The sequence below is a fragment of the Pseudomonas sp. yb_2 genome (genome assembly GCF_043103905.1).
Lineage (GTDB): Bacteria > Pseudomonadota > Gammaproteobacteria > Pseudomonadales > Pseudomonadaceae > Aquipseudomonas > Aquipseudomonas alloputida.
Genome location: NZ_JBICKH010000033.1, coordinates 183,922 through 204,457, shown reverse-complemented (window position 1 = coordinate 204,457; position 20,536 = coordinate 183,922). Strand labels below are relative to the sequence as shown.

The 20,536-nt window shown below is 62.3% G+C and carries 19 protein-coding genes and 1 pseudogene; 11 read left to right on the top strand and 9 right to left on the bottom strand.

Going from position 1 to position 20,536, the window contains the following annotated elements; all coding sequences use genetic code 11:
- Positions 1-339: 339 nt before the first annotated feature.
- Together ACF8FB_RS07980 and ACF8FB_RS07975 are read left to right on the top strand one after the other, a co-directional pair.
- Positions 340-1,038 carry a response regulator transcription factor gene (locus ACF8FB_RS07980; RefSeq protein ID WP_010952334.1) on the top strand — a complete coding sequence of 233 codons (699 nt, stop codon included), beginning with the start codon at positions 340-342 and terminating at the stop codon, positions 1,036-1,038.
- Positions 1,035-2,642 carry an ATP-binding protein gene (locus tag ACF8FB_RS07975; protein ID WP_392511177.1) on the top strand — a complete coding sequence of 536 codons (1,608 nt, stop codon included), beginning with the start codon at positions 1,035-1,037 and terminating at the stop codon, positions 2,640-2,642. The genes ACF8FB_RS07980 and ACF8FB_RS07975 overlap by 4 nt, the downstream gene beginning before the upstream one ends.
- Before the next feature lie 3 nt (positions 2,643-2,645).
- Here ACF8FB_RS07975 and ACF8FB_RS07970 read toward each other — a convergent pair whose 3' ends face one another.
- Both ACF8FB_RS07970 and ACF8FB_RS07965 read right to left on the bottom strand, forming a co-directional pair.
- Positions 2,646-3,347 carry a 4'-phosphopantetheinyl transferase gene (locus ACF8FB_RS07970; RefSeq protein ID WP_392511176.1) on the bottom strand — a complete coding sequence of 234 codons (702 nt, stop codon included), beginning with the start codon at positions 3,345-3,347 and terminating at the stop codon, positions 2,646-2,648.
- A gap of 136 nt (positions 3,348-3,483) precedes the next feature.
- Positions 3,484-4,275 (bottom strand): dienelactone hydrolase family protein, encoded by a 792-nt coding sequence (locus ACF8FB_RS07965; RefSeq protein WP_180688708.1) that lies wholly within the window; start codon positions 4,273-4,275, stop codon positions 3,484-3,486.
- Positions 4,276-4,404: 129 nt separating this feature from the next.
- Here ACF8FB_RS07965 and ACF8FB_RS07960 point away from each other — a divergent pair, with 129 nt between their 5' ends.
- The 4 genes from ACF8FB_RS07960 (at position 4,405) to ACF8FB_RS07945 (ending at position 8,900) form a co-directional block, all read left to right on the top strand.
- Positions 4,405-5,010: an outer membrane beta-barrel protein gene (locus tag ACF8FB_RS07960; protein ID WP_010952338.1), complete on the top strand. Its 606-nt coding sequence runs from the start codon at positions 4,405-4,407 to the stop codon at positions 5,008-5,010.
- Positions 5,011-5,206: 196 nt separating this feature from the next.
- Positions 5,207-5,884, top strand: coding sequence for a response regulator (locus ACF8FB_RS07955; protein WP_010952339.1), 678 nt, complete (start codon positions 5,207-5,209; stop codon positions 5,882-5,884).
- Positions 5,881-7,227, top strand: coding sequence for an ATP-binding protein (locus ACF8FB_RS07950; RefSeq protein WP_010952340.1), 1,347 nt, complete (start codon positions 5,881-5,883; stop codon positions 7,225-7,227). Before ACF8FB_RS07955 ends, ACF8FB_RS07950 begins: the two co-directional genes overlap by 4 nt.
- A gap of 350 nt (positions 7,228-7,577) precedes the next feature.
- Complete coding sequence (locus tag ACF8FB_RS07945) at positions 7,578-8,900, top strand: dicarboxylate/amino acid:cation symporter (RefSeq protein WP_010952341.1); 1,323 nt, start codon at positions 7,578-7,580, stop codon at positions 8,898-8,900.
- A gap of 148 nt (positions 8,901-9,048) precedes the next feature.
- Here ACF8FB_RS07945 and tsaA read toward each other — a convergent pair whose 3' ends face one another.
- From tsaA to ACF8FB_RS07925, 4 genes are all read right to left on the bottom strand, one after another.
- Positions 9,049-9,741 carry a tRNA (N6-threonylcarbamoyladenosine(37)-N6)-methyltransferase TrmO gene (gene tsaA, locus ACF8FB_RS07940; RefSeq protein WP_060489550.1) on the bottom strand — a complete coding sequence of 231 codons (693 nt, stop codon included), beginning with the start codon at positions 9,739-9,741 and terminating at the stop codon, positions 9,049-9,051.
- Between the two features lie 6 nt (positions 9,742-9,747).
- Positions 9,748-10,209 (bottom strand): DUF1456 family protein, encoded by a 462-nt coding sequence (locus ACF8FB_RS07935; RefSeq protein ID WP_010952343.1) that lies wholly within the window; start codon positions 10,207-10,209, stop codon positions 9,748-9,750.
- A gap of 49 nt (positions 10,210-10,258) precedes the next feature.
- On the bottom strand, positions 10,259-10,969 hold the full coding sequence (locus ACF8FB_RS07930; RefSeq protein ID WP_010952344.1) for an rRNA pseudouridine synthase: 711 nt from the start codon (positions 10,967-10,969) through the stop codon (positions 10,259-10,261).
- Positions 10,970-11,088: 119 nt separating this feature from the next.
- The gene (locus ACF8FB_RS07925) at positions 11,089-11,544 is read right to left on the bottom strand and encodes a GNAT family N-acetyltransferase (protein ID WP_049587991.1); all 456 of its coding nucleotides are present in this window, start codon (positions 11,542-11,544) and stop codon (positions 11,089-11,091) included.
- A 294-nt stretch (positions 11,545-11,838) separates the two neighbouring features.
- On the opposite strand from ACF8FB_RS07925, the gene ACF8FB_RS07920 reads away from it, so the two are divergent.
- The 4 genes from ACF8FB_RS07920 (at position 11,839) to ACF8FB_RS07905 (ending at position 15,952) form a co-directional block, all read left to right on the top strand.
- Positions 11,839-12,396: a hypothetical protein gene (locus ACF8FB_RS07920; RefSeq protein ID WP_392511175.1), complete on the top strand. Its 558-nt coding sequence runs from the start codon at positions 11,839-11,841 to the stop codon at positions 12,394-12,396.
- Positions 12,397-12,587: 191 nt separating this feature from the next.
- Entirely contained in the window at positions 12,588-13,433 is an 846-nt protein-coding gene (locus ACF8FB_RS07915; protein WP_392511174.1) for a DUF6502 family protein, read from the top strand.
- Positions 13,430-15,148, top strand: coding sequence for a DUF5666 domain-containing protein (locus ACF8FB_RS07910; RefSeq protein WP_392511173.1), 1,719 nt, complete (start codon positions 13,430-13,432; stop codon positions 15,146-15,148). Before ACF8FB_RS07915 ends, ACF8FB_RS07910 begins: the two co-directional genes overlap by 4 nt.
- Before the next feature lie 54 nt (positions 15,149-15,202).
- Positions 15,203-15,952, top strand: coding sequence for a hypothetical protein (locus tag ACF8FB_RS07905; RefSeq protein WP_049587988.1), 750 nt, complete (start codon positions 15,203-15,205; stop codon positions 15,950-15,952).
- A 71-nt stretch (positions 15,953-16,023) separates the two neighbouring features.
- Here the strand turns inward: ACF8FB_RS07905 and rimO are convergent, their stop codons facing one another.
- From rimO to ACF8FB_RS07890, 3 genes and pseudogenes are all read right to left on the bottom strand, one after another.
- On the bottom strand, positions 16,024-17,355 hold the full coding sequence (rimO, locus tag ACF8FB_RS07900) for a 30S ribosomal protein S12 methylthiotransferase RimO (RefSeq protein WP_004576169.1): 1,332 nt from the start codon (positions 17,353-17,355) through the stop codon (positions 16,024-16,026).
- Positions 17,356-17,555: 200 nt separating this feature from the next.
- On the bottom strand, positions 17,556-17,843 hold the full coding sequence (locus ACF8FB_RS07895) for a DNA-binding transcriptional regulator (RefSeq protein WP_049587986.1): 288 nt from the start codon (positions 17,841-17,843) through the stop codon (positions 17,556-17,558).
- Positions 17,843-18,156: pseudogene (locus tag ACF8FB_RS07890) on the bottom strand (hypothetical protein). Before ACF8FB_RS07890 ends, ACF8FB_RS07895 begins: the two are co-directional and overlap by 1 nt.
- A 448-nt stretch (positions 18,157-18,604) precedes the next feature.
- Between ACF8FB_RS07890 and ACF8FB_RS07885 the strand changes: the two are divergent.
- Positions 18,605-20,515, top strand: a complete 1,911-nt coding sequence (locus tag ACF8FB_RS07885; protein ID WP_010952353.1) for a potassium transporter Kup — start codon at positions 18,605-18,607, stop codon at positions 20,513-20,515.
- Positions 20,516-20,536: the final 21 nt, after the last annotated feature.

Sequence of the window (20,536 nt, the reverse complement as noted above, 5' to 3'; positions counted from 1 at the left end):
GGGATACAAGATAATGCGGTATTGGGGGCTTTGCAAGGCGAGCGCCTGTGGATAAGTTGTGTGTACTTTGTGAGTGAATGGTGGGTATTCGCTGTAGGCCTTGTGCCAAGTGGTTTGCAGTATTTTTCTGCACCGTGAAGCCCTTGGGCAGTTTTTTTTGGGCGCGAAGCCTGTCACAAAAAACGGTTCAGTCGAGGGGGCGGTAGGGCGTGTCTGAAGATCTGGGGTGCCTGGGTGATCGAGCACCGCCCGCGGGGCGCTCGGTCTCGCAGGGCCCCCCATCTACATTCATACTCTCAGCTGCCCTGACACGATCCCAAGAACAACAAGGCCAAAGCCATGGACCACCCCATACCCCGCATCCTCATCGTCGAAGACGACCAGCGCCTCGCCGAACTCACCGCCGAATACCTGCAGGCCAATGGTTTCGAGGTCGCGGTGGAGGCCGATGGCGCCCGTGCCGCGAGGCGCATCATCGACAGCCAGCCCGACCTGGTGATCCTCGACCTGATGCTCCCCGGCGAGGACGGCCTGAGCATCTGCCGCCGGGTGCGCAGCCAGTACCAGGGGCCGATCCTCATGCTCACCGCGCGCAGTGATGAACTGGACCAGGTCCAGGGCCTGGACCTGGGCGCCGACGACTACGTCTGCAAACCCGTGCGCCCACGCTTGCTGCTGGCACGTATCCAGGCCCTGCTGCGCCGCAGCGAAACCGTGGACAGCAAGCGCCAGGACCTGGCCTTCGGTGCGCTGCGTATCGACAACCGCCTGCGTGAGGCGCGCCTGGGCGAGCAGTTGATCGAGCTGACCGGCGCCGAATTCGACCTGCTCTGGCTGTTGGCCAGCAACGCTGGCCGCGTGCTGACCCGTGAACAGATCTTCACCGCACTGCGTGGCGTGGGCTACGACGGCCAGGACCGCTCCATCGATATCCGCATCTCGAAAATCCGCCCCAAGATCGGCGATGACCCGCTTCAGCCGCGGTTGATCAAGACCCTGCGCAGCAAAGGCTACCTGTTCGTGGGCGAGGCGCCATGAACAATTCGATCTTCCTGCGCATCTACGGCGGCATGCTGGCCGTGCTGGTGCTGGTGGCCCTGCTTGGCGTGCTCAGCCTGCACCTGGTCAACGAAGTGCGCGCTGCCCAGCACCGCGAGGGCCTGGCCCAGGGCACTTTCAGCCTGATGGCCGACAACCTGGCAATGCAGAATGAAACCCAACGCAAGCGTTCGCTGCTGATCTGGGAACGCCTGCTTGGCGTGCAGTTGGCGCTGCAGCCGATGAGCGCACGCAGCCTTGACGGTGGCCAGCGGGCGCGCCTGTACCGTGGCCTGGTGGTGGTCGAGAAGATTGGCCCGCATGCGGCGCAAGTGCTACGCAAGGTGGGCCAGGAAGACCTGATGCTGGTCGCGCAGATCAAACAGATCAGCGAGCAGTTGGCGCGGGCCACCCTCTATCTATTGGCCGACGAACTGGTGCGCTACCCGGTAACCGAACAGCAGCAGCGCCTGGCACAGATCAAGCAGGAAAAGGGCTTCGGCTTTGGCGTTGCCTTGCAACGTATCGAGCGGGTCAGCCTGGACGATGACCAGCGGCGCCGGGTGGAGGAGGGCGACACGGTGATGGCGCTGGGCAAGGATGGTGACTCGATCCGGGTGTTCGCCGGGCTGACGGGCTCGCCATGGGTACTGGAAATCGGCCCGCTGTACCAGCTCAACCCTTACCCGCCGCAGTTGCTGATCCTGATTGCCTTCCTGGGGCTGTGCCTGATCGGCCTGGTGGTCTACCTGCTGGTGCGTCAGCTGGAACGTCGTGTGTCGGGCCTGGAGATTGCTGCCACGCGCATCGCCCAGGGCAGCCTGGATACCCGCGTGCCGGCCGGCGACGCCGACTCGGTAGGGCGCCTGGCGGCTGCCTTCAATGGCATGGCCGAGCACCTGCAGCGCTCGCTGACCATGCAGCGTGAGCTGGTGCGAGCGGTGTCCCACGAGCTGCGCACGCCGGTGGCGCGCCTGCGCTTTGGCCTGGAGATGATCGAAAGCGCCACGACTGAACAGGTGCGGGCTAAGCATCTGGCGGGCATGGACGGGGATATCCAGGACCTCGACAAGCTGGTCGACGAAATGCTGACCTACGCCCGCCTGGAGCAGGGCGCACCGGCCTTGAAGTTCCAGCGGGTCGATCTGGATGCCTTGCTCGATCGGGTGATCGAAGAGCTGGCACCTTTGCGTGCCGAGGTGCGGGTTGTGCGCGGCGACTGCCAGGGCGCGGATGCCGAAGGCGCCTGGGTCGAGGCCGAGCCGCGCTACTTGCACCGGGCCCTGCAGAACCTTGTCGGCAATGCCATGCGCCATGCCGAGAGCGAAGTGCGCCTGAGCTATCAGCTGGGCCAGCAACGTTGCCGTATCGATGTGGAGGATGACGGCCCGGGGATCCCCGAGGGCTTCTGGGACCGCATCTTCACGCCCTTCACCCGCCTCGATGACAGCCGTACCCGTGCCTCGGGCGGGCACGGGTTGGGCTTGTCGATCGTACGGCGGATCATCTACTGGCACGCGGGCCGGGCCACAGTGGGCCGCAGCGAGGCGTTGGGCGGTGCCTGCTTCAGCCTGAACTGGCCAAGGCAGCAGGCACCGCTGTAAAGGTCAGACGCTGACCAGGCTCAGCAGGTGGCCGTCCTGCAGGCAGAACTGGCCTTGCAGCTCTGCGCCTTGCTGCCACTGCGGTGACAGGTCGGTGAGCAGGCGCAAGCGCGCCAGCCCTTCTGCGGACCAGTCGAGCACTTCTGCGTGTTCGAAGTAGAAGCGTTGGCGAGTCAGTGGGTACAGGGTCTTGAACAAACTTTCCTTCAGCGAGAACGTCAGGGTGACCGTAAGCCCAAGCTGGCGGCGGTCCAGGCGCTCCAGCTCTGCCGGGGTTAGGATTTCGCCCATCAGCCGCTCGGCGCGCGCGTCATCCAGCAAGGCTTCCTGATCCAGGCCCAGACCTTGGCAGCTGTTTTTGCCGGCGACCACCGCGGCGGCCCAGCCCTTGCCGTGTGTGATCGAGCCATGAATACCGGCGGGCCAGATGGGCGAGCGGTCTTCGTGGGTGCCGGGCACGTGGTCGCGGCCGTCCAGGTGCTGGAGCGCGGCGCGGGCACATACGCGGCCGGCCAGGTACTCGGCCTGGCGCTTGGCCACCGAGCGCAGCAGGCTGGCGCTGGGCAGTACGCCAGCGCGCTGGAAGTCGTCGGCGGCCAAGTGGGCAGGGTCGAAGGCGCAACTGACCAGCACCGCGCCGGGCAATGGGCGGGGCAGGGGCCAGTGGTGCTGGAGCGGGGCGCAACAGGCAGGAAGTGTGTTCATGGCGGCTATTGTGCCAGCTGTGCAGGCGCTAAGGGAGGTGGCGTGGAAGCGGGCTTGCCCGCGAAGGCAACACCGTGGTGGATGGCACGGGCTTCGCCCGTGTTCGCGGGCAAGCCCGCTCCCACAGCGCAATCTTTTAATTGAACACCTTCTTGAAAAACGCCTGCATATCCGCCCAGGAACGCTCGTCCGCTGCCTTGTTATAGCCAATGTCCGGCCCACCATGTTCACCATGGCTCAGCCGATCGGCATCGGGGTTGGTGAACCCGTGCTTGGCCCCTTCAATACTGACGAACTGGTAGTTGACCTTGGCCGCATCCATCTCGGCCTTGAACGCCTCTACCTGCTGTGGGCTGACCATGCTGTCCGCCGCACCATGCTCGACCAGGATATCGGCCCGCACTACACCAGGTTTTGCCGGGGTCTGGGTGGCCAGTGCGCCATGGAAGCTCACCACGCCATCGAGCTTTTCTCCCCGGCGTGCGGCATCGAGCACCACCTTGCCGCCAAAACAGTAGCCGACAGCGCCCAGTTGATGCTTGTTCACATTCGGCTGCTTTTTCAACAACTCCAGGCCCGCGTCGAAGCGCGCTGCTGCTGCGGCCGGGTCCTTCATCGCTGCGGCCATGAATGCCTGGGCATCCTGCGGATGCTCGGTGTGCTTGCCATCGCCGTACATGTCGATGGCCAGTGCCTTGTAGCCCAGAGCGGCGAGATCTCTCGCACGACGCTTGGCATAGTCGTTCAGGCCCCACCATTCATGCACCACAACGATGCCTGGGCGTTTGCCGTCCAGCGCGTCATCGTAGGCGTAGTAGCCGACGAGGCGGTTGCCATCGTCGTCCTGATACGGAATTTCACGGGTCACTACCGCCGCTTGGGCGAGGGCGGCGCTGCACATCAGGGTCAGGGCCAGCAGGGCTCGCATGTTCACAACTCCTTGTTTTGCTATCGGTTCGTTCAGCCGGGGTTCAGCCAGGGTTCAGTCGCGGTTCAGGGTGCCCTGATTACTCTAGCTTCCAGACCGAAACAGCGCACCCAACTGGAGTACCCAGCCATGAAAACCTTCAATACCCTGCTTGCCGCCATGGCCGTCTGTGCCGCTGGCATCACCACCGCCCAAGCTGCGGACGACAACTTCGCCAGCCTCACCTACGGCCAGACCAGCGACAAAGTCCGCAAGTCCGGCCTGCTGCAACGCAACACCGACCACCTCAACGCCGACGGTATCATCGGCAAGGACGATACCTGGGGTGTGCGTCTGGGCAAGATCAACGACCAGGGCCGCTACTACATGACCTATGACAACGTCTCTGGCGACCACAGTGGCCTGAAGTTGCGCCAGGAAAACCTGCTTGGCAGCTACGACTTGTTCCTGCCGGTGGGCGATACCACCAAGCTGTTCGGTGGTGGCAGCCTGGGTGTGACCAAACTGACCCAGGACTCGCCAGGCGCCAGCCGGGACACTGACTACGGTTATGCCTACGGCTTGCAGGCCGGTGTGATCCAGGACATCACCGACAAGGCCTCGGTCGAACTGGGCTACCGTTACCTGCGCACCAATGCCGCGACCGAGGTGGGCGCACATGGCGGGCCGAAGGACGGCACCCTGCGTCTGACCAGCAGCGCCCAGACCTACCTGGCGGCTTCATACAAGTTCTGACGGACGAGCCGCGTTATCCTGTACTGGCCTCTTCGCGGGCACGCCCGCTCCCACAGGTGCTGCACAAACCTCAGAACCTGTGCAGTGCCTTGGGTTTCTGCAGGTGCTACACAGGTTTCAGGGACTGTGCGATTACTGTGGGAGCGGGCGTGCCCGCGAAAGGGCCGGTACAGGCAATACACATAAGGAGCTGCACATGAAACTGCTGGTGGTCGAGGACGAAGCCCTGCTTCGCCATCACCTCTACACCCGCCTGGGCGAAAGCGGCCATGTGGTCGAGGCGGTCGCTGATGCCGAAGAGGCGCTGTACCAGGCCGAGCAGTACCATTTCGACCTTGCCATCATCGACCTGGGCCTGCCCGGTATCAGCGGCCTGGAGCTGATCACGCGCCTGCGCAGCCAGGACAAGACCTTCCCCATTCTCATCCTCACAGCCCGTGGCAACTGGCAAGACAAGGTCGAGGGCCTGGCCGCCGGTGCCGACGACTACCTGGTCAAGCCGTTCCAGTTCGAGGAGCTTGAAGCACGGCTCAATGCCCTGTTGCGCCGCTCCAGTGGTTTCACCCAGTCGACCATCGCCGCTGGCCCCTTGGTGCTTGACCTCAACCGCAAGCAGGCCACCCTCGACGAACAAGCCTTGGCCCTGACCGCCTACGAATACCGCATCCTCGAATACCTCATGCGCCATCACCAGCAGGTGGTGGCCAAGGATCGCCTGATGGAGCAGTTGTACCCAGGAGACGAAGAGCGCGACCCCAATGTCATCGAAGTGCTGGTTGGCCGCCTGCGCCGCAAGCTTGAAGGCGAGCGCGGCTTCAAACCCATCGACACGGTGCGCGGCCTGGGCTACCTGTTCACCGAGCGCTGCCGATGATCCGCTCGCTGCGGGTGCGCCTGATGCTGGCCGCCGCAGTGTTGGCGCTGCTGTTCATGCTGGCGCTGCTGCCGGCCTTGCAGAAGGCCTTCAGCCTGGCTCTGCAGGAATCGATCGAGCAGCGTCTGGCCTCGGATGTGACCACGCTGATTTCCGCTGCGCGTATCGAGCATGGCCGGTTGCAGATGCCGACACTGCTGCCGGACGAGCGCTACAACCTGCCCTACACAGGCCTGCTCGGCTATATCTTTGACCGCGATGGCAAACTGGTCTGGCAGTCGCGTGCCACCGCCGACCGGCACATCAACTATCAGCCGCGCTATGACGGGCGCGGCAACGAGTTCGACCGCATTCACCAGTCAGATGGCGAAGAGTTCTTCGTATACGACGTCGAGATAAAGCTGCTGGGCGGGCAGAGCGCCGCCTACAGCATTGTCGCTCTGCAGCCCGTGAGCGAGTACAAGGCCACCCTCAATGGCCTGCGCGAAAAGCTCTACCTGGGGTTCGGCGCTGCATTGCTGGCGCTCATGGTGTTGTTGTGGGCAGGCCTGACCTGGGGGCTGCGCTCGTTGCGACGCCTCAGCCACGAACTGGATGAAGTGGAATCCGGTGCACGTGACGGCCTGAGCGGCGAGCACCCACGCGAGTTGCTGCGCCTTACCCGCTCGCTCAACCGTCTGTTGCGCAGTGAGCGTGAGCAGCGCACGCGCTACCGTGATTCGCTGGACGACCTGGCGCACAGCCTGAAGACGCCGCTGGCGGTGCTGCAGGGCGTGGGTGAAAGCTTGCAGCAGCGCAGCGGCGAGCGCGAGCAGGCGCGGGTGCTGCAAAGCCAGATCGAGCGCATGAGCCAGCAGATCGACTACCAGCTGCAACGCGCCAGCCTGCGCAAGAGTGGCCTGGTCCGCCACAGCGTATTGCTGCGGCCGTTGCTCGACAGCCTGTGCAGCACCTTGGCCAAGGTTTACCGGGAAAAACGTGTGGACGTGGTGCTGGAGTTGCCGGACGCGGCGCAGGTACCGATGGAGCAGGGCGCGTTGCTGGAAATGCTCGGCAACCTGCTGGAGAACGCCTACCGGCTGAGCCTGGGCCAAGTGCGGGTGAGCCTGATGAAAGCGCCGGGGTATCTGACCTTGTGCATCGAGGACGACGGGCCGGGCGTGCCCGTCGACCAGCGTGAACGCATTCTGGAGCGTGGGGAGCGGCTGGACAGCCAGCACCCGGGGCAGGGCATCGGCTTGGCAGTGGTCAAGGATATCGTCGACAGCTATGACGCCGAGCTGAGCCTTGGCGATTCGCCACTGGGGGGCGCTGCGTTCAGGATCACCTTCCACCTGGATTGATTCTTAGCCTGTGCCAGCCCGTTCGCAGGTCAATCCGCGAATGGGCCGGCACAGGCAATCCACAAAGGGCGGATTTCCGCCATTCCTCCTTGTACAAATTCCGCCATCGGGCGGAAATCCGCCAATCCGTCCCGGGAGTATCGCCCTGTCGTTGGGCATTTATCCCCAGCAAATACGGACCTTGCACCCTTCATGGGCATTTTGGCACCACCCTTGCTATTGATCCTCGCAGAGGCCTGCCCAGGCAGCTCGAACACAACGACAAATCCCTCCAAGTGCAGGAGGGTTAGCGATTCAGGTGCCCCATCACCCTGGGAAGGGTGAACCGGCACACTTGAGGAAAATTAGCCATGACGACACGTCAGCCGCTGTACAAATCCCTGTATGTCCAGGTGTTGGTCGCCATCACCATCGGCATCCTGCTCGGCCACTACTACCCGGAAACGGGCGTTGCCCTCAAACCCCTGGGTGACGGCTTCGTCAAACTGATCAAGATGGTCATCGCCCCGATCATCTTCTGTACCGTGGTCAGCGGCATTGCCGGTATGCAGAGCATGAAGTCGGTCGGTAAAACCGGCGGCTACGCGTTGCTGTACTTTGAAATCGTCTCCACCATCGCCCTGATCATCGGCCTCGTCGTCGTCAACGTGGTCAAGCCAGGCGCTGGCATGCACATCGACGTCAGCACCCTGAACGCCAGCAGCGTGGCTGCCTACGCCGCCGCCGGCGCGCAGCAGACGACCGTCGGCTTCCTGCTTAACGTCATCCCCAACACGGTCGTCGGCGCCTTCGCCAACGGCGACATCCTGCAAGTGCTGATGTTCTCGGTACTGTTCGGCTTCGCCCTGCACCGCCTGGGCAGCTACGGCAAGCCGGTGCTGGACATGATCGACCGCTTCGCCCACGTCATGTTCAACATCATCAACATGATCATGAAGCTGGCCCCGATCGGCGCTTTCGGCGCCATGGCCTTCACCATTGGCCAGTATGGTGTTGGTTCGCTGGTGCAGCTGGGCTACCTGATGGCCTGCTTCTACATCACCTGCCTGCTGTTCGTGCTGGTGGTGCTGGGCGGTATCTGCCGCGCCCACGGTTTCAGCGTGATCAAGCTGATCCGCTACATCCGTGAAGAACTGCTGATCGTGCTGGGTACTTCGTCCTCGGAGTCGGCCCTGCCACGCATGCTGGCCAAGATGGAGCGCCTGGGTGCCAAGAAATCGGTAGTGGGCCTGGTTATCCCGACTGGCTACTCGTTCAACCTGGACGGTACCTCGATCTACCTGACCATGGCTGCGGTGTTCATCGCTCAGGCCACTGACACCACCATGGACATCACTCACCAGATCACCCTGCTGCTGGTGCTGCTGGTGGCTTCCAAGGGGGCTGCCGGCGTTACCGGGTCGGGCTTCATCGTGCTGGCCGCGACCCTGTCGGCTGTTGGCCACCTGCCGGTTGCCGGCCTGGCGCTGATCCTCGGCATCGACCGCTTCATGTCCGAAGCCCGCGCCCTGACCAACCTGGTGGGCAACGCCGTTGCCACCGTGGTAGTGGCCAAGTGGGTCAAGGAAATGGACAACGACAAGCTGGCTTCGGAACTGGACTCCGGTGGTGCGCCGCTGATCGATACCCGCCCGACGGACGACCTGGGCGTGGCTGAAGGCCCGGCTCGTTGAGAGCTGGTTGAAATGAGAAAGGCGACCAAAGGTCGCCTTTTTCGTGTTAGCGCGGACCCTTGTGTGGGCCTTGCTCAATTTCTAAAAGCTGGCGCGATTGGACTGTGGGAGCGGGCTTGCCCGCGAACACGGGCGAAGCCCGTGGCCCTCAGCCCAGTACCACTTCCAACACCCGGATGACGTCCGGCTGCGGGTAATGCCACCTTACTTGCACATCCCAGAACTTCACCCCGTACACCCGCTCGGACGGTGGTATCTGGTAGGCCGGCCGTGGGTCCTGCGCCAGGCATTGCTCGATTAGCTCCACCAGCGGCTCGCTCAGGCGCAGCGCATGCTCGCGGGCCTGGAGCAAGGCGTTGTCGGCCCACTGCACGGCAATTGCCACCGGCGCTGCGTTGGCCATCTGGTTGCTGGCGCCAGCGATGCTGTCGGCATAGGGCACATACGGCTTGATATCCAGCACCGGCGTGCCGTCGAGCAGGTCGATCCCGGACAGCAGCAGGCGCCCGGGCTCCACGCCCTCCAGGCGTACCACCGACTGGCCGATGCCGTTGGGCCGGTGGGTGGCGCGGGTGGCGAACACCCCCATGCTCTTGTTGCCGCCCAGACGCGGAGGCCGCACTTTCAGGCGCGGCTTTTCCTCCAGGGCCTGGTGGAACAGGAACAGCAGCCACACATGGCTGACCTGTTCCAGGCCCTCGACCGCGTCACCTTGATCAAACGGCGGCAACAGTTCGAGTACGCCACGGGCGGCAGGCGCCAGTTGCGGCTGGCGCGGAATGGCGAACTTTTCCTTGAAACAGGAGTGGACGATGCCGACCGGGACAACCGTATGCTGCATGGCCACTCAGCCGCGCACGCGCAGGGTGAGGCCCTTGAGGAAGTTGCGCATCAACTGGTCGCCACACGGGCGGTAGTTGTCGTGGCCAGCCTTGCGGAACAGCGCACTGAGCTCAGGTTTGCTGACCGGGAAGTTGACCGACTTGAGAATCGCGTGCAGGTCGTCTTCCTTGAGCTCAAAGGCCACACGCAGCTTCTTGAGGATCAGGTTGTTGGTTACCGGCAGCTCGATCGGCTGCTGCGGGCGGCTCTCGTCTTTGCCACGGCGGTAGATCACCAGGCCGTCAAGGAAGTGCGCCATCACCCGTTCCGGGCAGCGCACGAAGCCTTCCTCTTCTTCTTTTTTCAGGTAGGTGGCCAGCACCAGAGGATGCACTTCGAGGCCGGAGAGCCCGATGATTTCGGCCATCTTGGCGTCGTTCACCTTGAGCATGTAGCGCAGGCTGCGCAGGACGTCGTTGTGGTTCATTGCAGCAGAATCCTGTTCAGGTGCCGCGCATTCCAGCGCGGCGTATTGCTTAGAAACGTTCGGAGGTAGCCAGGTAACGCCATTGGCCCAAGGGCAGCTTGCCCATCGACACACCACCCAGGCGAATGCGTCGCATGCCTAAAAGCTCCAGGCGCAGGTAGGCGCATAGCTCGGAAATCTGTCCTGGTTGTGGGTTCTTCAACACCATGCGCAGGTGTGTCTCGTTCTGCCAGCTGGCCTTGGCCTTGGGCAACTCGCGGTCATTGCGCATGGCCCCACGCGCCAGGCGTTCCAGCGCCTGGGGGGTGGTTTCGCCGCGCACTTCAATGATGAACTCCTGCTCCAGGCGACGCAGGTCGGCCTCGATCTTGCGGGATACCCGCCAGTCCTGGGTAAACACCTGCAGGCCGCTGGCGCCACGCTCCAGCGGTGCCACGCAGGCCTGCCGGGCAAAATGCCCGTGCAGGGCGCGCACGCCTTCGCGGTGGGCCTCGCTGAGGCTGCCCATGTTCATGCTGGCGCGGGCATCTTCACTGTCCATGCCGGCTGGCTGGTTCAGCAGCAGGGTCACCGGCTCCAGGGTTTCGGCACGGGCGCCCGGCAGCAGCTCGACGCGCTGCTGCTCAACCTTGAACTGCGGCTGCTCGACCACCACGCCATCGACCGTTACCCAGCCTCCTTCAATGTACTGCTCGGCCTCGCGGCGGGAGCAGCCGAGCTGCTCGATGAGGCGTTTGGACAGGCGGACGGGTTCGGACATGGGGCAATTCGCAAGGCAGGGAAAGGCCTCCATTGTACCTGCCTGCAAGCGGTAGATGATGGGAATCTGTGTCAGATGCGCCATTTTGGACACATAGCGCGGCACATTCAGGCGCCGCCTCAAGGCACTGTGCGCATCAGCCTCATGTGCAGCAGAGGATAGGGCTGGCCCAGGCCGTCGGTTTCCGAACGGCCGATGACCTCGAAACCTTCATGCAGGTAGAAGCCCAGCGCTTTCGGGTTCTGCTCGTTGACGTCAAGGTACTCGGCATTCAGTTCGCTGATGGCATAGCGCAGCAGGCGCTTGCCTACCCCTTGGCCACGGTAGCCAGGTGCGACGAACAGCATGTCCACCCGCCCGTTGGCGACACCGGCGAAACCACAGATGCGCTGGCGGTCCTTGCAGCAGACCAGCATCACTGCGTCGAGATAACGGCGCAGCACATGTTCGCGCAGCAGCAGGATATAGCCCTCTGGCAGGAAGTCGTGGGTGGCGCGTACCGAGTCCTCCCACACTTGTACCAGCTCGCTGTAGTCGCACAAGCGCGGGGTTTGCAGCGTCAGTAGCGCAGACATGCCGGTGTTCCTCTGGGGCGATAGGGAAAACATAGCAGGCCAACCACCGGTCGGCTTGTTCGCTTAGCGCTTGAGACCTGGGGAGTGACGGTCTATTACTTAAGCGTGGGAAAAAATCCCACGTAAATATAAGTTCAATCTGAAGCAAGATTACTGACTGATTTGGCGTTCTCGTGGCGAAGACCTGGAGACGGACTATGCAAATCCACCTGCTGTTCAAGAAGGCTTTACTCGCGGCTGCTGTAGCTGGCGTGTTGTCGATGTCCATTGCCTTGATCCCTGACTCGATTTCTCATGGCTCCAGTGCCTACGCTAAAGATGGCGGTGGCGGTGGCGGTGGCGGTGGCGGTGGCCACGGTGGCGGTGGAAGTGGCGGCGGCGGTGGCCACGGTGGCGGTGGAAGCGGCGGTGGCGGTGGTCACGGTGGTGGTGGAAGTGGCGGTGGCCACGGTGGTGGTGGAAGCGGCGGTGGTGGTGGCCACGGTGGTGGTGGAAGTGGTGGCGGCGGTGGCCATGGTGGCGGAAGCGGAAGTGGTGGCCACGGCAGCGGCGGTGACGGTGGTGGCCATGCCGGCAACAGCGGCAGTGGCCACGACGGTAATTCAAACGCTGGGCGCAGCAGCAACCATGCTGAAGCGGGTGACGATCATGGCAATCACGTGGGTGGGGAACCCGGGGATGATCATGGTAATCATGTCGGCGGTGAGCCTGGCGATGATCACGGCAATCATGTTGGTGGTGAACCTGGTGACGATCACGGCAACCATGTGGGTGGCGAACCCGGTAATGACCACGGTGTTCATGCCGGCGGCGAGGCCGGGGATGACAACAGCAGAAGCTGATTGGCGCTGACCCGAAGTGGCCCATACAAAACCCAGCGGACGGGTTTTGTATGAGCAGGTTCTGGCCTGTCTTGCCTTTATCACGTCATTTCCAATGAGCGCTGACAGCTTTTTCCTCGTCCATGCCGGGATATGATTGCGGTTTGCGTGGGATTAATTCCCGCGTCTTATACTGGGTGCCTCTGTCAAGGAATGCCCTCGATGCAATCGCCTGTCTTACCCCCGTCGATGCTGAGAGCGCTGCGGCGTGTGATGCGCCCGCTGGTGCGCCTGATGCTGCGCAAAGGGGTTACCTACACGATGTTCACCGACCTGCTCAAGGAGGTGTTCGTCGATGTGGCCCATCGCGAGTTTCGCCTGAACGACACCGCGCCAACCGATAGCCGCATCAGCCTGCTTACCGGCGTACATCGTAAAGATGTCCGGCGGCTGCGTAATGAGGGTGACACTGCAATTGCGGCCCTGCCGGATAACATCACGCTAGGTGCACAGTTGGTCAATGTATGGACCAACACCCCACCATTCTGCTCGGCACCCGGCCAGGCGAGGGCGCTTGCGCGGCTAGCCAGTGTGGGTGGCGATTGCTCATTCGACGCCCTGGTCGCCAAGGTCAGCACCGATATCCGCGGCCGGGTGGTGCTGGACGAATGGTTGCGCCTGGGCGTTGTGCGGCTCGATGAGCAGGATTGCGTGCACCTGCAAGCCCATGCATTCGTGCCACAGAAGGGTTTTGATGAAAAGGCTGCGTACTTCGGCCACAACCTGCATGACCATGCCTGTGCGGCGGTGCACAACCTCAGCGGCGAAGGCCCGCCATTTTTTGAGCGTAGCGTGCACTACGATGCCTTGAGCCCGGCCAGCGTCGAGCATTTGCGAGATGTGGTAGCCAAGGATGGCATGCAGACACTACTTGCCTTCAGCCGGCTTGCAGCAGCGTTGGAGAGTGCTGATGAGCCCGGTATCGAACAACGTCAGCGCATCACTGTCGGGCTTTATTTCTACACTGAAGCTACCGATTCCGATCCGTCGAAGACACCCGGCCCATGACTCTTCCTGTGCGCTACCTCAGTGCTGTCATGTTTGCCCTGGTTTTCGGGGGGAACCTGATGGCCCCGGCCGAGGTGGCCGCAGCGCCGGTGTGTGTCAGCCGTGACGAGATGGGTATGGCCGGTGCCGCAGGCCTGCAGTTCCCCGGCGGTATGGGCGGCACCGGTGCACGCAATGAAAATGGCGGCGTCGGTGGCACCGGTGCCCCAGTCCAGCAACGCCCGGGTGGTACAGGCGGCACAGGCGCGGTGGCGGAGGGTGTGGACGGCACCTACTTTGATCAGCGCCACGGTGATGTAGGTGGTACCGGTACGCCGATCCTGCGCCCGGGTGGTACTGGGGGTACAGGCATCGTCGGTACCATCACCGGCTTCGCCTCGATCTGCGTCAATGGCATGGAAGTGCACTATGGCAAGGACGTACCGGTGAGTGAGAACGGTGCGCCTGCCAGCAGTGGTCACCTGGCGATCGGGCAGGTGGTGGCGGTGGAGGCATTCGCCACCCAGCGCGGCCTGCAAGCGGGGCGCATTTCGATCCTCAACGTCTTTGAAGGGCCGTTGACGGCGCTGCCCAATGCCTCGGCCCCACTGCGGGTCATGGGGCAACCCGTGCGGCTGGCCGCTGGCGCGCGGGTAGCTGAAGGGTTGCGCCCGGGTGAGCCCGTGAGGGTCAGCGGCCTGCGCGATGCCCGGGGAGAAGTCGTGGCGACCCGTATCGAACGGGCACCGGGGTTGAGGGAGGCCAGCGCCATCGGCGCGGTTGATCGCACTGGCAGCCTTCAAGGGTTGAAGTTGGGTACCCGTGTGGCGCCTGCTCGTGAGGTGCTGGTGCGCGGCCAGTGGACCGGGCGCCAGCTTGAAGTGGCACAAACCCGTCCAGACCCGAGCCTGCCTTTTGCTGGTCGTGTCCAGCAGGCGGTGGTTGAAGGGCTGGTACAGCGTACACAAGCTCGGCAGTTGGTGGTTGCAGGTCTCAATGTGACATTGGGGCAGGGCACCGTAATTGTCGGTCGGCAGCCAGCGGCGTTGGCGCTTGATCAACGTGTGCGGGTGAGCGGGGTGCTCAATGGAACTCACGAGCTGCGGGCAACCCGCGTGGAATTCCAGGACGACCGTGTCGACAATCCTGACAGAAGCCAGTCGGGGCACGGTGGTGAGCATGACGGAAGTAGCTCCGGCGGCTCCAGCAGCGGTCATGGCGCAAGCGATGGGGCCAGCGATCGCGATGAAAACAGCGATGATCACAGTGGGCGCAGTGCCGTTGACGGCTCCAGTGACCATGGCAGCGGTGAAAAGTCGGGAAAGTCGGTACACCTCGACGCATTGGAGCAATCGACGCGCAGCAACAGTGGTAGCTCCGATCGGGTTGAGAAGGTCGAAGTCGAAAACACCGGAAAGGTCGAAAAAGTAGACAAGGTCGAGAAGCCCGAGAAAGTCGAGAAGGTCGAGAAGGTCGAGAAGGTCGAGAAGGTCGAGAAGGTCGAGAAGGTCGAGAAGGTCGAGAAGGTCGAGAAGGTCGAGAAGGTCGAGAAAGTCGAAAAAGTCGAAAAAGTCGAAAAAGTCGAAAAAGTCGAAAAGCCTGAACGGGTCGAAAAGGTCGAAAAGGTCGAGAGAGTCGAAAAGGTGGAGTTACCAGAGAAAGTTGAAAAGGTGGAGAGGCCGGAAAAGGCAGAGACGGTGGAAAAAGTCGAGCATCCAGAGCGATCCGGGCGTTAGCCAACTAGGCTGGGTAAGTCTGGCCATGCTTCCCGAAAGAGTACTGAGTTGCAAATGAGACCCACGCTCCCTCTGTTCGCCTGTTTGCTCTCGTGCACCTGCGTGTCGGCGCTGGCCGATACCTTCAGTGCCGCCATTGGCATGGATTATTCAAGTGGCGACTATGGTACCGGCACCACTTCGGAAATCTGGTATGTGCCGGTGGTCGGCAAGTATGAGAGCGGCCCCATGACCTACAAGGTTACCGTGCCTTGGTTGCGTATCACCAACCCCGAAGTCGGCCCCAATGGTGACCCCTTGCCCGGTGGTTGCCGAGACGTGGAAAGCGGGTTGGGTGACACGGTTGCCAGCGCCGCTTATGCACTGCTCGATGGTCGTGACGGCGGCCTGATGCTGGACCTGATCGGCAAGGTCAAATTCCCTACCGCTGATGAAGACCAGTGCCTGGGCACCGGCCAGTACGACTACACCACCCAGGTCGACATAGCCAAGGGCTTTGGCCCGGTCACCGGTTTCGCGACGCTGGGTTGGAAGAAGTTCGGTGACCCGCCCGATAGCGACTTCGATGACCCGGTATTTGCCAGTCTCGGCTTTGCCCTGCCGGTGGCGGTCGGTACTTCGGCCGGCGCCTCCTACGATTGGCGGCAGAAAGTGGTCTCGACCGGGGCGCAGATCAAGGAGCTTACCCTGTTCCTCACCCACAAGCTCAACCCGCAGTGGAAAGTCCAACTCTATGCAGTCAAAGGCTTCTCGGATGCCAGCCCGGATGCCGAGGGCGGCCTGATGCTGTTTCACACGTTCTGACAAAAAAGCCCCTGCGCCGGTCATTCCCTATGGAGAACGCCGGGGCAGGGGCTTTGCAGGCTTCAGCCGTTTTAGATGGGTTCAGCCCACATGTCGTACTCGTCGGCATCCACCACACGGCAACGCACTTTGTCGCCTGGCTTGAAACCATGGTCGCCATCGATGAACACGCTGCCGTCGATTTCCGGTGCATCGAAGAAGCTGCGGCCAACCGAACCTTGTTCCTCGACTTCGTCGATCAGCACGTCGATTTCCTTGCCGATGCGCAATTGCAGGCGGGCAGCACTGATGGCCTGCTGGTGGGCCATGAAGCGGTCCCAGCGCTCTTGCTTGACGTCGTCCGGTACTTCGGCCAGGCCCAGGTCGTTGGCCGGGGCGCCTTCTACCGGCGAGTACTGGAAGCAGCCCACGCGGTCGAGCTGGGCTTCGGTCAGCCAGTCCAGCAGGTACTGGAAGTCTTCCTCGGTCTCGCCCGGGAAGCCGACGATGAAGGTGGAACGGATCACCAGCTCAGGGCATTGCTCGCGCCAGTTCTTGATGCGCGCCAGGGTGCGGTCTTCGAAGGCCGGGCGCTTCATCGACTTGAGCACTTTCGGGCTGGCGTGCTGGAACGGGATGTCCAGGTACGGCAGGATCTTGCCGGCAGCCATCAGCGGGATCACGTCGTCAACGTTCGGGTAAGGGTACACATAGTGCAGGCGTACCCAGGCGCCCAGGCTGCTCAGTGCTTCGCACAGCTCGAGCATGCGGGTCTTCACCGGGCGGCCGTTCCAGAAGTCGGTCTTGTACTTGACGTCGACGCCGTAGGCGCTGGTGTCCTGGGAAATCACCAGGATTTCCTTCACCCCGGCCTTGACCAGGCGCTCGGCCTCGCTCAGCACTTCACCCACCGGGCGGCTGACCAGCTTGCCGCGCATCGACGGGATGATGCAGAAGCTGCAGCTGTGGTTGCAGCCTTCGGAGATCTTCAGGTAGGCATAGTGGCGCGGGGTCAGCTTGACGCCCTGTGGCGGCACCAGGTCGATCAGCGGGTTGTGGTCCTGACGCGGCGGCACCACTTCGTGAACGGCGTTGACTACCTGCTCGTACTGCTGCGGGCCAGTGACCGACAGCACGCTTGGGTGCACGTCACGGATGCTGCCTTCTTCGACGCCCATGCAGCCGGTGACGATCACCTTGCCGTTTTCCTTGATGGCTTCGCCGATCACTTCCAGCGATTCGGCCTTGGCGCTGTCGATGAAGCCGCAGGTGTTGACCACCACCACGTCGGCGTCCTCGTAGGTGGGTACGACTTCATAGCCTTCCATGCGCAGCTGGGTCAGGATGCGCTCGGAGTCGACCAGGGCTTTTGGGCAACCCAGGCTTACGAAACCTACCTTGGGGGTGGCGGGCGTGGTGGACATGACTAACCTCGGTATTGAATACAGGTCGCCCGGCCGGAATCGGGGGCGAACTTGACGGGCGCTTTTGGCGCCTCTGATCAAAAAGTGCGCAATTCTAGCGAGCGCAAGGGCGCTTGACCAGCAGAAATACGACGAACGCTGCGCTATGCTTCGCGCCGTTGTGCCGGGGTACCTTCTAGGGCCTGGTGGCTTTCGTGTACTTAGCTCAAGGCCGCAAGTACATGTTCGGGATCGTTATGAATCGCTCGAAGCAAGGCACGAGCTGGTCCTTCAGGTTCGCGACGGCCCTGTTCCCAATTCCGTAGAGTTCCTACTGCGACATCGATACGTTTGGCAAACGCAGCCTGGGAAAGGCCAGTGGCTTGACGAATCTTTTTGACTTGAAGTGCGTCTACGTGGAACTCACGCGAGGGCTGACGCTCACCGCGATCGATCTCATCCATCTGAGTCATGCTTTCCACAAGACGATCGAAGAGATGCTTTTCCATTATTTCCACCCTTTGTTTAGTGCGCGAAGCTGCGCTTTCTGACTGCTTGTCAAGGTATCCACGATGCCCTTGCGATAGATCAGAATCATACGGATCTGGTGGGCTGCAGTGACGTGGTAGTAGATCACTCGTACACCCCCACTCTTGCCCTTGCCCTTGGCTGCCCAGCGGATCTTTCTGAGGCCGCCGGTTTCCTCCAGGAGAGAACCGGCTTCGGGATGCTCGGCCAGATAGGCCTGCAAAGCCCGGTATTCTTCATCATCCAGGTGCTCCTGAGATCGGAGGTGAATACTGGGGTCTCGATGAAGATCATGCAGTCCCTGCTATGCGTCAATGGCGTAGCTGGATAATAGGGCGCTCATCTAAGTTGTACAAGGTGACGCTTGTGTCAGCGTGTGATTCTTCTTGATCAGGGGATGAGCGGTATAGGTTGAGATCAACGTTCAAGTATGGATTGAGAGTCATCAGGGCAATCCAGGCCTTCCAAACCGAAACCTACCTTGGGGGTGGCGGGTGTGGTGGGCATGACTAACCTCGGTATTGAATGCAGGTCGCCCGGCCGGAATCGGGGGCGAACTTGACGGGCGCTTTTGGCGCCTCTGATCAAAAAGTGCGCAATTCCAGCGAGCGCAAGGGCGCTTGACCAGCAGAAATACGACGAACGCTGCGCTATGCTTCGCGCCGTTGTGCCGGGGTACCTTCCAGGGCCTGGTGGCAGATTGATTACCAAGGGCCGTGATGGCCGTTTGCGGGAGTGGTCGATGGTTCAGGCAAGCAGTCACGCTGAGAGCGGGCACGAGGGGAAGCAGGGGGCATCGCGGTCGGTGGGCCTGCTGGTGGCGGCGGTCGGGGTGGTTTATGGCGATATCGGCACCAGCCCGTTGTATACCCTCAAGGAAGTCTTTACCGGCGGCTACGGGGTGTCGGTCAACCATGATGGCGTGCTGGGGATCCTCTCGCTGATCCTGTGGTCGCTGCTGTGGGTGGTGTCGTTCAAGTACGTGATGTTCATCTTGCGCGCCGATAACCAGGGGGAGGGCGGCACCATGGCGCTGACCGCACTGGCGCGGCGGGCCACGGCGGCGTACCCGCGGCTGCGCACACTGATGGTGATCTGTGGCTTGATCGGCGCTTCGCTGTTCTATGGCGACAGTATGATCACCCCGGCGGTGTCGGTGCTGTCGGCAGTGGAGGGCGTGGGCCTGGCCTTCGACGGTATCGACCACTGGGTGGTGCCAATTTCGCTGGTGGTGCTGGTGGCACTGTTCCTGGTACAGCGGCACGGCACCGAGAAGATCGGCAAGCTGTTTGGTCCTATCATGGTTACCTGGTTCCTGGCGCTGGGCGCGCTGGGTGTGCATGGCATCTCGCAGAGCCCGGAAGTACTCAAGGCGTTCAACCCGGCCTGGGCAGTCAATTTCTTCGTGGTGCACCCTGGCATCGGCGTGGCCATTCTCGGCGCGGTCGTGCTGGCGCTGACGGGGGCCGAGGCGCTGTACGCCGACATGGGGCACTTTGGCCGCAAGCCGATTGCCCGGGCCTGGTTCATCCTGGTGCTCCCGGCGCTGGTGCTCAATTACTTCGGCCAGGGTGCATTGCTGCTGCAAAACCCGGAGGCCGCGCGCAATCCGTTCTATCTGCTGGCGCCGGGCTGGGCGCTGCTGCCGTTGGTCGGGCTGGCCACCATGGCCACGGTTATCGCCTCGCAGGCGGTGATTTCCGGGGCCTTCTCCCTGACCCGCCAGGCCATCCAGCTGGGCTATATTCCGCGCATGCAGATTCAGCACACCTCAAGCGACGAGCAGGGGCAGATCTACATTGGTGCGGTGAACTGGACGCTGATGGTGGGCGTGGTGTTGCTGGTCATCGGTTTCGAGTCGTCAGGTGCCCTTGCGGCTGCCTACGGGGTTGCGGTGACCGGTACCATGCTGATCACCACCGTCCTGGTGTCAGCGGTGATGCTGCTGCTGTGGAAGTGGCCGCCGCTGCTCGCAGTGCCGATTCTGGTCGGCTTCCTGCTGGTCGACGGGCTGTTCTTCGCCGCCAACGTGCCGAAAATCGCTCAGGGCGGTGCCTTCCCGGTGTTGGCCGGTGGTGTGCTGTACCTGCTGATGAGCACCTGGAAGCGCGGCAAGCAGATTCTGGTCGAGCGCATCGATGAAGGGGCGCTGCCATTGCCATTGTTCATCAGCAGCATCCGCATTCAGCCACCGCACCGGGTCGAGGGTACGGCGGTGTTTCTGACTGCACGCTCCGATGCCGTGCCGCATGCGCTGTTACACAACATGTTGCACAACCAGGTGCTGCACAGCCAGGTGGTGCTGCTGACTGTGGTCAGCGAGGACCGGCCCCGGGTGCCGGAACATGAGCGTTTCGAGGTGGAAGCCTATGGCGACGGATTCTTCCGGGTATTGCTGCACTTTGGGTTCATGGATGAGCCGGACGTGCCTGCCGCGTTGAAGCTGTGTCATCTGGATGGCCTGGACTTCACGCCCATGCGCACCACTTACTTCCTCAGCCGCGAGACGGTGATCGCGTCACGGCTGGAGGGGATGTCGCGCTGGCGGGGCAACCTGTTCGCGTTCTTGCTGAAGAATGCCAACGGCAACTTGCGCTTCTTCAACCTGCCGTTGAACCGGGTGATCGAGCTAGGGACCCAGGTCGAGATCTGAATGGGGTTATACAGCAGGCTC